The sequence below is a fragment of the Limnobacter olei genome (genome assembly GCF_029087225.1).
In the GTDB taxonomy this organism is placed as follows: Bacteria; Pseudomonadota; Gammaproteobacteria; order Burkholderiales; family Burkholderiaceae_B; genus Limnobacter; species Limnobacter olei.
The window spans coordinates 69,100-82,169 of the sequence record NZ_JARFJD010000017.1 but is presented as its reverse complement, the minus strand read 5'-3'; the positions used below and the strand labels follow the sequence as shown (position 1 = coordinate 82,169).

Below are 13,070 nucleotides of genomic sequence, written 5' to 3'. Positions count from 1 at the left end.
AAGAATCCCCTTTATTTTTGTCGCTTTCCGAACCCTTGTGTTGTCAAAACCGGGCCGGACAGCGGCATGCTGTATTTCAGGATAGAACATGAACAAATCCCAATTTCAGCGCCGTGCTGTGGCGCTGGCCAGCTTGCTTTTTATTGCACAAACCCAAGCCCTGGCCCAAGAAGCCTTGCTTGAATCTGTGGTGGTCACCGGCACAACCGAACAAGCAGAATCCATCACCAAACCTTTTTCAATCATTACCGCCGATGAGCTGAATGCCAATGGCGCCAGCACCGTGGGCGAGGCGTTGCGCTATCAACCGGGAGTGTCCGCCACAGGTTTCGGCCCCAATTCAAGCCGCCCAATTGTGCGTGGCCAAGATTCAGACCGAATCAAGATCCTGCGCAATTCAGCCGCCACGGTTGATCTGTCGGCACTCAGCTTCGACCATGCCCTGCCCGTAGATCCCTTTGCATTGCACCAGGTTGAAATCCTTCGTGGCCCTGCTGCGCTGGCCTACGGCGGCAATGCAGTCGGCGGTGTAGTGAACCTGGTCGACCAACGCATTGCACGCAAGCCTGTTCAAGGCCTTCAAGGCGAAGTCAACTTGCTGGGTGGCGGCGCAGCCGATCAAACTGCCGGCGGCTTTAAGCTGGATGCCGGCTTGGGGCAGGGCGTCAGCATTCATCTGGATGGATTCAAACGAACCACGCGCGACCTTGAAACCCCCACCTTCACTGATCCAGACGGAGTGACCGGAGACCGGGTACAAAACTCATCCTCGAAATCCGATGGCGCAGCCATTGGTGCATCGTTTCAAACCGGCAATGGCTATATTGGCGTGTCGGCTGAACGTTACAACAACGAATACGGTGTACCGAAATCCCTCGATGTGCGCATTGGCATGGAAAGCGAACGCTATGCACTGGAAGGTGAGCAAAATTTTAACAATGCTGCCTTTAAACAGGTGAAATACCGCCTGGCCAAAACCGATTACCAGCACCAGGAATTTGAAGACGGCGCGCCGGCCACCCTGTTTGTGAATGATGGCGTGGACGGCCGCGTGGAAGTGGCCTTGCAGCAGTTTTCAATTGCCGGCATGAACATCAACACCAGCACGGGCGTGCAGTTTGAGCGGACCGATTTTTCGGCGATTGGGGATGAAGCGTTTGTGCCCAGCACCAGCACCGATCAAACCGGGCTCTTCACCATCTTCCGTGCCAGCCGCGGACAGGAAAACAGTGGGGTATTCGAATTCGGTCTGCGTGGAGACCAAGTGGATGTGAATGCAGCCACCAGTGGTTTATCGCCCCTGAATGGCCCTGTCGCGGGCGCCGGTGTAGACGCGGGCCCTGGCATTAACCGCAGTTTTAGCCCGAGTTCCGTTTCCTTGGGCTATACAGCGCCTATTGGCAACGGCTGGTCGCTGGGTGGTTCAGTGTCTCGGGTGGAGCGCGCGCCCTCTAGCTTCGAGTTGTATGCCGACGGCGTGCATGTGGCCACGGATGCCTACGAGAAAGGCAATCCGAATTTGCAGGAAGAGCGCGGCCGTCACCTGGAATTAACCAGCACCTGGGCACAAGGTGAATCCAAATTCAATGCCACCGCCTTCGCAAGCCGATACAGCAATTACATTGCCTTGATTGGACGCACAGGTGCCGATGCCGAATTTATTGAAGCGCCCGGAGAACCGCCCATTCAAGTGTTCGACTTCACAGCGGTTCCCGCAGAATTTCAAGGCATTGAACTGGGGTACCAAACCGCCTACGCCATGGGTACCGGCAAGCTGCGGCCGTCCATTCAATACGACCTTGTACGTGGCAAACGCACCGATGGGGGCGGCAACCTTCCGCGCATCAGCCCGCAACGTGTGGTGGCCAGCGCCGCTTACACACAAGGTGGCTGGACCGTTACGCCTGAACTGATTTGGGTCAGCGACAGCAAAGCGGGTGCGGGCGATGTTGAAGTGGATGGTTACGAGTTGGTGAACTTGCGAATCGGCAAAGCATTCACCTGGGGCCGCACCGGTGGCGAAATATTCGCCAACCTTCAAAACCTGACTGATGAGCTGGCGTTTTCAGCCACAACGCTGAACACCGTGCGCGGTTATACACCGCTGGGCGGGCGCTCTGCGCTGGTGGGTGTGAAACTGGCCTTCTAAGGCAAGGCTGGGCATTTAGTGTTTGTGATCACCGCCGCCACCATGGCTGTGGTGGTCACCTGCTGCATTCTGGCTTGCCACCGCTTTCACCGGCATTTCAATTTTGCTGCCATCGGCTTTCTCAAATTGCAGGCTCAGTTCAATTTCCTGGCCAACCTCAACCGGTGCGGTTAAAGCCATCAGCATCACATGGTAGCCACCCGGCTTGAGTTCCAGCGGTTCGCCTGCCTTCATTTCAATGCGCTCGGCCATGCGCATGCGCATGATGTCGCCGTCCATTTTCATTTCATGCACTTCGGCAATTTCAGCGGCCGGGGTGGCCACGCCAACCAAGGCCATGGGTTCCTGACTGGTGATAGTCAAATAGGCACCAGTGGCGTCCTGCTCGCCCACAGTGGGGCGCACCCAGGCGTTCTGAACCGAAATTCCGTCTTGCACCTGCACGGGTGTTGTCGCCTGCTCTGCTACAGCAGGCGCATCGTGAGAATGGCCCGACTCTGCACCATGGTCATGATGTTCAGAACAGGCTGCCAAAGCCACCGCGGCAGACAAAACCGCCAAATGAATCATTTTCTTCACTTCAAACTCCCAAACACTTTTTTAAGCACGGCACTGCCCGCCGCAACCGGGTTGGCCCGAATCGCTTTCTCTTCCTCAGCCACCATCAAAAACAACGCATCAAGCGCCTTGTTGGTGACATAGCCTTCCAAGTTGGCGTCTTCGGCCTTCACCAAGCCAAAGCGGCTTCCCTTCTCGGCCAAGGCATTGTATTGCTGGGCCAAACCCACCTGTGCGGTTTTGCCTTTCACAATCGGCAGCAGCTGAGTGTACAAATCAGCTTGGGATTTGCTTCTGAAAAAGTCAGTCACTGCGGTGTCGCCGCCACTCAGTACTTGTTTGGCGTCTTCAACTGTCATGTTTTGAATGGTCTTTTTCAGTATGGCTTTGGCCTGTGGCACCGCCGCTTCCGCCGCGCGGTTCATGCTGATTTCCATTTGATCCAGCTGTGAACCCATGCCCACCATTTTCAGCAAACCCTTGCTGTTCTCCAGGTACTCCGGCAGTTTAATTCGCACTGCCGGGTTGCCCAAAAAACCATCGGCCTTGCCCAAGCTGCCCACTGCGGCATCGGCACCTTTGCTGAGCGTGGTACGCAAGGCAGTTACTGCCTCTTTGCTGGTGATGCCGCTTAAATCTGCGGCCGCCACTGTACCGGCGAAGACCAAGGCAAACAGGGCCACGAAAAAGGCAAGTAAGGAACGCATCGAACGGATCATCTTGGCCTCCCAGCCAGCGGTGTTCAAGAATCGAGCAAGCGCGCTTTGCGTTCAGCCCGAATGAAAATATCAACAGCCTGACCTTTGTTTTTTGCACCCAAGCGCAAGAATATTTCCTTGATGTGCCCACGCACCGTATCCGGGCTGATGTCCATTTCACGCGCAACCTCTTTGGCCGACAAGCCTTCGGCGGTTTTTCGCATGATTTCCACTTGCTTCCAGGTCAAGGGTTTGTCCGAGCCCGGCGCATAAATGTTGGAATGGTATTCGTTGGCTGCCTTCTCCGCGCCTTTGGGCACATCGTCAAGCACACCCGCCTGTATCAGCAAATTTTGAAGGGCACGAAGCAGTTCAGGGTAGGTGCTGGCCTTGTTCACATAGAAATAGCCAGCCCGCTCAGCCTCGCGCGCCAGGTTTTTGTCCAGCACGCCCGAACAAATCAGTTTTGGGCATTGTGGAAACAGCACTGCGAATGTGTTGATGGTGCTCACACCCTTGGAGTCGGGGAGGTCGAGGTCGGCGATGACCAGGTCTGGTTCAACCTGAATCCCTCTGGCTTTCTCCATGCTCTCCACCACAATGATTTCACTGTGGGTGACCAGCTGGTCGATCATGTCGGCCAACATGATTGAGATCATCGGGTGGTCTTCAGCGATCAAAATTGTGGGTTTGTCCGTCAGCGAACCCATGTCTGCATGCCCTGTTTTTTCTTTTGTCATCAAGGCATTGTACTGCGAAAATTTAGAGCCGTGCCTGCGGGTTTGCCTGTGCCATCAGCCGTTCACGGCTTCCCTGTATGGCAGCCTGAATTTTTGGCACCAGTTTCTGCGCCACTTTTTCACCTTCCAGCAAAAACTCATGGCGCTGGTCCAGGTTCAATGCATCAGCGTGTTGCACACTGGGTTGTATCACCACATCGGCCCGGGCCAACTCGGCACGAATGGCTTGCTGGCTCAGAATATTGATGCTTTGGTCGAGCAACCCCCACCATCCCATGGCGCCTGCTCCAGTGCGCGGTTTTGCAGAAATATCCACCGCAATCACCACATCGGCGCCCATTTCACGGGCAGTCAGCACGGGTACAGGGCTTACCAAACCACCATCCACAAACTGGCGTTTTCCGATACGGGTGGGTAAAAATACGTTTGGAATGCTGCACGACGCACGCACTGCCTGCCCGGCGTTTCCGTAGTTAAAGGCAACCTTCTCACCACTTTCCAGGTCGGTGGCCACAGCTGCAAAACGAATCGGAAACTGATGGATGGCCTTGTTTTTCACTTGCGTATTCACATACTGCTGCAGTTTGTCACCGATCAAGAACCCCTGGCTGCTCAAGGTCAGGTCGCGAATGTCGGCTTCCTGCATACCCAAAGCTACGCTTTGCAGGGTGTAAGCATTCATGCCACTGGCATACAAAGCACCCACAAAGCTGCCTGCACTGGTACCCACCACAATGCTGGGTTTGATACCGTGGCTTTCCAGCACCTTGATCACGCCCACATGGGCAAAACCCTTGACACCACCACCGCCCAGCACCAAGGCAATCACAGGCTCGCGGGTTTTCGGTACAACGGGGTCTTGAGCCTGAGCAGCCGGTACAGGTTCAGGCAAGGGCGCCACTGGCGGTGCAACCGTGGCACAGGCAGACAGCACCAAGGACAACAAGGAAGCCAGGAAAATGCCAAAAGGCTTGTTTTTCATACACATTTTTCGAAAACTGATTCAAGAACAGGATGCTACCGCAGCGCAACAAACTTGGGTTGACAGAATCCACTAACGGCAAATTGAGCTGCAGGTTTACGATGAACTTCACCGCAACCCCTTGGTCCTAGAAAGGACCGTGTAAGTTCAATAGCGGCCTAATAGGGCGAACAACAGAAGGCGGAGATGAGATGAACCCAGCAATCATACCGATTGCAACTGCTGTTGACTTTACGCAACAACACCGCGGCAAACCAAAAGGTCGCCAAGCAAACCCACTCTGCGTGTCCGAAGTTCTTGCCGTTCTGGGTGGGGAAACATTGCGCCGCGACCTGCTGATTGAATACCTCCACCTGCTGCAGGACCACCTCGGCTGCCTGCCGAAAACTCACCTCGCTGCGCTGGCTGAATGCCTGAAACTGTCACAAACCGAAGTGTTCGAAGTGGCTACCTTCTACCATCACTTCGATGTAGTGGACTCCAAACACTCCGCAAACCACGATCTCACTGTGCGTGTTTGCAATGGCCCGTCTTGTTGCATGGCGGGAGCAGAGGAACTGATCGAGAAATTGCCTGCACTGCTCGGCAGTACCGTGCGGGTTCAAGCGGTACCCTGCATTGGGCGTTGCGAGCAAGCCCCGGCTGCTGCTGTGGGCCAGCATGAAATGGGCTGGGCCAATCACCATGAAATTATGGAAGCAGCATTTGGTCAGCACACCAAGGCCTTGCCACCGCGCCACACTGGTGTGGCGCAATACAAAGCCGCAGGGGGTTATCAACTTCTGCACGAATGTGTAACGGGAAAACGCACAGTTGAATGGGTCATCGACACACTCTCAAGTTCAGGCCTGCGCGGCCTGGGTGGCGCGGGTTTTCCAGCCGGCAAAAAGTGGGCCATTGTGCGCGAGCAACACGCACCCCGTTTGATGGCTGTGAACATTGATGAAGGCGAACCCGGTACCTTCAAAGACCGCAGCTACCTTGAACACAACCCACATCAATTTTTGGAGGGTATGCTGATTGCCGCTTGGGCCGTTCAAGCCAGCGCCATTTACATTTACCTGCGCGACGAATACCACGCCTGCCGGGCCATGCTGCAAAACGAACTGGCCCTTCTCAAAGCCAACCCACCCATGGCCAACATGCCCACCATTGAACTTCGTCGTGGCGCAGGCGCCTACATTTGCGGTGAAGAATCGGCCATGCTGGAGTCGATTGAAGGAAAACGTGGCCTGCCCCGGCTACGCCCGCCTTACGTGGCTCAAGTGGGTTTGTTCAACAAACCCACACTGGTTCACAACTTTGAAACCCTGTACTGGGTACCCGCGATCCTGGAAAAAGGGGCAGGCTGGTTTTCCGAACAGGGTCGCCACGGGCGAAGTGGTCTACGGTCGTATTCTGTATCAGGGCGCGTGAATAAACCTGGCGTTCACCTGGCCCCGGCAGGTATCACCCTGAACGAGCTGATTTCCGAGTACTGCGATGGCATGCTGCCCGGCCACACCCTTTATGGCTATTTGCCAGGCGGAGCATCTGGCGGAATATTGCCTGCAGTACTGGCCGATGTGCCACTTGATTTCGACACCCTGCAGACCCACGGCTGCTTTATCGGCTCCGCGGCTGTTGTGGTGTTCTCTCAAGCGGACAGCGCTGTGAACATGGCCCGCAATCTGATGCGGTTTTTCGTGCATGAAAGCTGCGGGCAATGCACTCCCTGCCGCACCGGAACCGCCAAAGCCCTGGCCTTGATCAATCAACCCAAGTGGAATGTGCCTTTGCTGCAGGAGCTCTCTGCCGTCATGCGCGATGCCTCCATTTGCGGTCTGGGCCAGGCGGCCCCCAATCCGATTGATTGTGTCATTCGCTACTTTCCTCAGGAATTGGAATTCGAGCCAAGAGGCAACAAATCATGAACGCCTCGCAAATGATCCGCTTACAGCTCAACGGCGAAACTGTTGAAGCCCTGCCTGGTGAAACCCTGCTGCAAGTCGCCCAACGCGAAGGCATCCAGGTACCCCACCTTTGCTACAAAGCCGGCCTTGAAGCCGCTGGCAACTGCCGCGCCTGCGTGGTCGAAGTGGAGGGCGAGCGCACCCTGGCCGCCTCGTGTTGCAGGAAGGTCGTAGCGGGCATGGTGGTGCAGACTGATTCAAACAAAGCCATCGCCGCGCAAAAAATGGTGCTGGAACTGTTGCTGGCCGACATGCCCAACCATGCAAACCCAAAAGCGCTGAAAACCGACAATGAATTGACCCACTGGTGCCAGCAAATGGAGATTGAAGGCAGCCGGTTTGACGCGCGAGCAGCCGTGCCTGCCGACCTGTCCCACCCAGCCATCGCGGTAAACATGGACGATTGCATTCAGTGCACCCGCTGCGTGCGCGCCTGCCGTGACGTGCAGGTGAACGATGTCATTGGCCTGGCTTTTCGCGGTGAACATGCCGCAATTGTGTTTGATCAAGGTGATGCGCTGGCCCAATCCACCTGCGTGGCCTGCGGCGAATGCGTACAAGCCTGCCCCACGGGTGCGTTGAGCCCAGCCAAAGCTGCGGCACACCAGCCCGCAGATAAAACAGTGGATTCCGTATGCCCTTATTGCGGTGTGGGCTGTCAGCTTACTTACCACGTGAAGGGCAATACCATTTTGCGTGTCGAAGGTCGCAAGGGGCCCGCCAATGAAGGCCGCCTGTGCGTCAAGGGACGCTATGGCTTTGACTATGTTCATCATGAACAACGGCTCACCCAACCGCTCATTCGCCGCGAAGGAGTTACCAAAAACCCGGTCGATCTGTTGGATCCAGATCAAGTGAATAGCGCATTTCGCCCAGCCACTTGGGACGAAGCACTGGCCTTGATCGCCGGCCGGTTCAAGCAAATTAAATCCACGCATGGCGGCCATGCACTGGCTGGTTTTGGCTCTGCCAAATGCAGCAACGAGGAAGCCTATCTGTTTCAAAAACTGGTTCGCACCGGTTTTGGTACCAACAATGTTGACCACTGCACCCGCCTGTGTCACGCCTCGTCAGTGGCCGCATTGCTGGAGGGTATTGGGTCGGGAGCCGTGTCCAACCCGGTGATGGATGTAAACCAGGCCGAAGTGATCTTCGTAATTGGTGCCAACCCCACAGTGAATCATCCTGTGGGCGCCACCTGGATTAAAAACGCGGTTAAAAACGGCGCCAAACTGATTGTGGCTGACCCCAGGCGTTCAGACCTGGCACGGCACGCCACCCATTTTTTACAGTTCAAGGCCGACAGTGACGTGGCATTGCTCAATGCCTTGTTGCACATCATCATCGAAGAAAACCTGATTGATCGGGAATTCATTGATCAACGTACCGAAGGCTTTCAGGAACTGAAATCGAATGTAGCCAGTTGTACGCCCGAGGCCATGTCATCCATCTGTGGCATTTCACCGGTTGAATTGCGTGCAGTGGCCCGCCTGTATGCCACATCCAGTGCATCCATCATTTTGTGGGGCATGGGTATTTCACAGCACACCCACGGCACCGACAACGCGCGCTGCCTGATATCACTGGCACTGATCACCGGTCAAATTGGTCGACCTGGCACGGGCCTTCATCCCTTGCGCGGTCAAAACAATGTGCAGGGCGCATCAGACGCCGGGCTGATCCCCATGATGTACCCGGACTACCAACAGGTGTGCAATCCCGAAGCACAAAAGCGGTTCGAAGCCCTTTGGAACACAGCACTTTCCAACACCCCCGGGCTCACCGTGGTCGAGACCATGCAAGCCATTCTCGCTGGTGAGGTCAAAGGCATGTACATACTCGGTGAAAATCCGGCCATGTCCGACCCCGATTTAAACCATGCCCGAAAGGCACTGGCCGCACTCGATTTTCTGGTGGTGCAAGACATCTTCCTGACCGAAACGGCAAGCCTTGCCAATGTTGTTTTACCCGCCAGCGCCTTTCCTGAAAAAACCGGCACTTTCACCAATACCGATCGCCTGGTTCAACTTGGGCAACAAGCCATCGACCCGCCCGGTCAAGCACGGCAAGACCTTTGGATTATTCAAAGTATTGCTCAAGCCATGGGGCTGGACTGGGATTACAACAGTGTGGAAGAAGTATTTGATGAAATGCGCCGCGCCATGCACAGCATTGAGGGCATCACCTGGCAACGCCTGCAACGCGAGCACGCTTTGGTTTATCCCTGCGCCCATGAAGGAGACATTGGCCAGGCCGTGGTGTTTACCGAGCACTTCCCGACACCCAATGGAAAAGCTCGCCTGGTGCCAGCCCGATACCGTGGGGCCGCTGAAACACCTGATTCCGAGTTCCCCTTTGTATTGATCACCGGACGACAACTGGAACACTGGCACACTGGCAGCATGACCCGTCGCGCCAGCGTTCTGGATGCCATTGAACCCGAACCCACCGCACTGCTTCATCCCGAAGATTTAAAAGCCTTAAACATTAAGGCTGGCAACACCATTCGGCTTCAATCCCGCCGCGGTAAGGTAGAACTGTTTGCACGCGCCGACACGGGCACACCACCGGGCCATGTGTTTGTGCCTTTTTGTTATGCCGAGGCAGCAATCAACAAACTAACCCACGCAGCACTTGACCCCGACGGAAAAATTCCCGAGTTCAAGTACTGCGCTATTGCGGTGCACAAAAAATAGGGGAAACCCTGATTTTGTCAAACTTTAATGAATAAAGTGACACACAACGAGTGACACCTATTTGCCCGCTTTTGGACAAATTCACAGTTTGTGACATGTTTAGGGTCAAAGAAAAAATGAAATGCACTCGAACTGTGCGTTCTGGAGACCTGTCGTGGCCCTGCAAATTACTGTCTCACCGAACATGATCACGCCCGCGCTTGACCGTGGGATGAAGAACAATATTGCCCGTAAATCAGGCAATAAACACGTGCATGGTGACGTCTATAAACAGCGCACTGCCTGGAAAAAAATCTGTGACTTTGTGAGCTCCACGCGTGCCATTCAAGTAGTTGCAAAAGCTCATTTTGAATCCAAACAATACTCCGAAGCAGCCATTCTGCGGAAAGACTACCAAGCAACCCAAAAATCAAACGCGCTGGGCCGCGCACTGACAGAAGACGAGTATGACGACGCAGTGTGGAATTCCAGCGGTGTTCAAAACCGCTTGATGCGGGAAGACTATATTCGCTACAGCCCCAATTACTACAACAAGGAAAACGGAACCACCTCTCGCAACCTGTGGGCCCGTCGATTCTCCAAGTTAAGCCATGCCTTGCATGGCCTTTGCGAAATGAATGCCGCACCCACCGGCATGACTTACAACGTGATGCGCAACACTGCTGCCCATGGTGTTGATGAAAAAAGCACCAAGAACAAACTTTTCATGTTTGGAATGCTTGGGTTCATCGGTGTGGCCACTACCGAATTATTGAGCGCAATACGGGGCCTGTCCAGCAACAGTGCCACTTTCCTGGGTCAGGGTATTTTGACTTTGCTCATCGCGTTCCCTGTGGCTTCTTCTGCCTTGGGGTTCTTGGGCTTTTGCGCTGGCCTGGCCAGCCAAATCGCAGTTCAAAAACACAAGGTCAACACGAAACAGAAAGAAAACCTTTCAAAAGACGTCAGCGAAAATCTTCAAAAAATACTGTCACAACTCAAATCCATCAAAGGCAAACCCGAGCTGATCCAGATCATGGCCAAAGCAATGCAAGGCAAACATCACATTCTGAAAAAAATCAAATCGAACAGTCTGGATGCTCAAGGTGTTCCCATTATTTTGAATGCTGCACTGGCCGCAATTGACCCCGGCAAAAGCGACCTTGAAAACATGCAGGCCCTTAAAACTGCCTTAGGGCATTACATGCAGGTTGAAAAACCAGCAGGCGAATCAGCCACCCTTTGGGCACGCTACCGCTATGCCAAAGCAGTCACCACCAAAGAAAGCCACTATGTTGCGCTGGCAAGCACTGTAGACCACATGGATGTTGACAACCCGCATGCCAAAGCCATTCAAGATGCCCGTCGACAAACCGAAGAAATTCTTGCGCCTGCCATCCACAATTTTGCCCTCAAAACACTTGCCTACCCAGCGGCATTGCTTGATCGCGTGGCCAACACCCAAATAGCGCCCACCTTGCGAAAATGGGCCAGCGAGAGCTACCAAAAAGCACAATCCAAGAAAATGAGCGACCCCAGCAGAGCAGCAAAAAACTGCTTTAAAGGCGAGTACATGGCCAAAAATATTCACCAGTACGGCCCCGTCACACGTGCCTGTATAAAAATTGCCGAAGGCATGCGTTTGTTCAACATGAACGTGGTCTTGGCATCGAATGCCAACCTGTCGCGAATATTCAACAACATGGCACTTTTTGTGAACAACGCTGTGGGTACAAGCCCTGCGTCACGTTCCATGTGCAACAGCCTGGGGCGCTTTTTCGGGGGCGCCGTGTTGGCACTTATCTTCGGTACTTTCATTCCGATTGCCGCCGACGCCACAGGCGGCCCCACGACTGTCAGCACCGACGGAAACTTCCCGGTGAATTTTTCCATGACCAACATTGGCATCCTGATGTTCCTGCTGTCCGCCCCTACCTTGCTGGTTCAGGGGCTCGCACACGTGGCCGCACGTATAGAAGGCTGGGAAGGCAATATCAACAAAACACCCCCGGCAGGTGTTCCCGCATTCCGGTTTGCACGCTGAACTCTTGCCCCGACAGCTTGTTTGGCAAGCATTAGTCAAGTCTGCAATAATCGGTTTGTCGTCATAGCCACTTCACAGGTTCTATGAAAACACACCCGCACGATTTGGTTGATGCCCAAAAGGTACCCAAGCCTATTGCAGGCCTGTTGCACAGCGCTGGCATACACATTAACGGCACTGAGCCCTACGACATTCAGATACTCGACGAACGCTTGTTCAACGCTGTACTCAGCCATGGTTCTATCGGCCTGGGCGAGGCCTACATGAATGGTTGGTGGACCGTGGCGCGACTCGACGAAATGATGTTTCGACTGATGCGAAACAATGCCGACGAACACACCAAAGCCTGGACCAAAATGCAATGGTTGATGCTTGCTTTGCGCGAGAAAGTCATTAATCTGCAAGCGCCCACACGCGCATTTCAAGTGGGGGAACACCATTACGACACTGGCAATGACCTGTTTGAAGCCATGCTCGATCCTCTCATGATCTATTCATGTGCTTACTGGGAACAAGCCCGGAATCTTGAACAGGCACAGTTGCACAAACTCGACATGATTTGCCAAAAATTGCAGTTGCAGCCTGGTGAAAAATTGCTGGACATCGGTTGTGGCTGGGGTGGGTTGGCTTGGTACGCAGCAACTCATTTTGATGTGCAAGTACTGGGCATTACCGTGTCAGCCCAGCAACAACAATATGCCCGGGCGCGTTGTGCTGGTTTGCCTGTAGAAATTGAATTGATTGATTACCGCGACTTGCAAGGCCAATACGACAAAGTGGTATCCGTGGGGATGTTTGAACATGTGGGCTTAAAAAACTACCCAGCCTATTTTGAAGCGGTGCACCGTCTTTTAAAACCCGATGGTCTTTTTTTGTTGCACACCATTGGCGGCTTTAATAAAACCGAGGCCACTGATCCCTGGATCGACAAATACATTTTTCCGAACGGAAAAATTCCATCGCCCAGCGAAATTGCCGAACATGTTGATGGCAAACTGGTGCTGGAAGACTGGCACAACTTTGGCACGGATTACGACAAAACACTGATGGCCTGGCATGCCAATTTTGAAAAGGCTTGGCCCACACTTCAAGCCAATTACGATGAACGTTTTCATCGCATGTGGACGTATTACCTGATGACCTGCGCAGCTTACTTCCGTGCCCGCAAAGGCATGCTGTGGCAATTGGTTTTCAGTCACCGCGAGAACTCACAGGTCTACCGCAGTAAACGACCCAGGTTTTAACTCCGTTTGATTTATTACACACACGTAT

The 13,070-nt window shown here is 54.1% G+C and carries 9 protein-coding genes; 5 read left to right on the top strand and 4 right to left on the bottom strand.

Features of this window, described 5'->3' with window-relative positions; genetic code table 11:
• The first annotated feature begins 88 nt into the window (after nucleotides 1-88).
• Complete coding sequence (locus PY990_RS11685; RefSeq protein ID WP_275271749.1) at nucleotides 89-2,149, top strand: TonB-dependent receptor; 2,061 nt, start codon at nucleotides 89-91, stop codon at nucleotides 2,147-2,149.
• A 15-nt stretch (nucleotides 2,150-2,164) separates the two neighbouring features.
• Here PY990_RS11685 and PY990_RS11680 read toward each other — a convergent pair whose 3' ends face one another.
• Genes PY990_RS11680 through PY990_RS11665 form a run of 4 tightly spaced genes read right to left on the bottom strand, consistent with a single transcriptional unit; the run spans nucleotide 2,165 to nucleotide 5,127 of the window.
• On the bottom strand, nucleotides 2,165-2,719 hold the full coding sequence (locus tag PY990_RS11680; RefSeq protein ID WP_275271787.1) for a copper chaperone PCu(A)C: 555 nt from the start codon (nucleotides 2,717-2,719) through the stop codon (nucleotides 2,165-2,167).
• Between the two features lie 5 nt (nucleotides 2,720-2,724).
• On the bottom strand, nucleotides 2,725-3,426 hold the full coding sequence (locus PY990_RS11675; RefSeq protein WP_275271748.1) for a DUF4197 domain-containing protein: 702 nt from the start codon (nucleotides 3,424-3,426) through the stop codon (nucleotides 2,725-2,727).
• Between the two features lie 23 nt (nucleotides 3,427-3,449).
• A complete protein-coding gene (locus PY990_RS11670) occupies nucleotides 3,450-4,145 on the bottom strand; it encodes a response regulator transcription factor (protein ID WP_275271747.1) in 696 nt (231 codons plus the stop codon).
• A gap of 22 nt (nucleotides 4,146-4,167) precedes the next feature.
• Nucleotides 4,168-5,127, bottom strand: coding sequence for a patatin-like phospholipase family protein (locus tag PY990_RS11665; protein ID WP_275271746.1), 960 nt, complete (start codon nucleotides 5,125-5,127; stop codon nucleotides 4,168-4,170).
• Nucleotides 5,128-5,318: 191 nt separating this feature from the next.
• Here PY990_RS11665 and PY990_RS11660 point away from each other — a divergent pair, with 191 nt between their 5' ends.
• The 4 genes from PY990_RS11660 to cfa all read left to right on the top strand — a co-directional run bounded on the left by PY990_RS11660 (nucleotide 5,319) and on the right by cfa (nucleotide 13,042).
• A complete protein-coding gene (locus PY990_RS11660) occupies nucleotides 5,319-7,040 on the top strand; it encodes an NADH-ubiquinone oxidoreductase-F iron-sulfur binding region domain-containing protein (RefSeq protein ID WP_275271745.1) in 1,722 nt (573 codons plus the stop codon).
• Nucleotides 7,037-9,775: a formate dehydrogenase subunit alpha gene (fdhF, locus tag PY990_RS11655; protein ID WP_275271744.1), complete on the top strand. Its 2,739-nt coding sequence runs from the start codon at nucleotides 7,037-7,039 to the stop codon at nucleotides 9,773-9,775. Before PY990_RS11660 ends, fdhF begins: the two co-directional genes overlap by 4 nt.
• A gap of 154 nt (nucleotides 9,776-9,929) precedes the next feature.
• Nucleotides 9,930-11,798, top strand: coding sequence for a hypothetical protein (locus PY990_RS11650; RefSeq protein WP_275271743.1), 1,869 nt, complete (start codon nucleotides 9,930-9,932; stop codon nucleotides 11,796-11,798).
• An 83-nt stretch (nucleotides 11,799-11,881) separates the two neighbouring features.
• On the top strand, nucleotides 11,882-13,042 hold the full coding sequence (gene cfa, locus PY990_RS11645) for a cyclopropane fatty acyl phospholipid synthase (RefSeq protein ID WP_275271742.1): 1,161 nt from the start codon (nucleotides 11,882-11,884) through the stop codon (nucleotides 13,040-13,042).
• The last annotated feature ends 28 nt before the right edge of the window (nucleotides 13,043-13,070 follow it).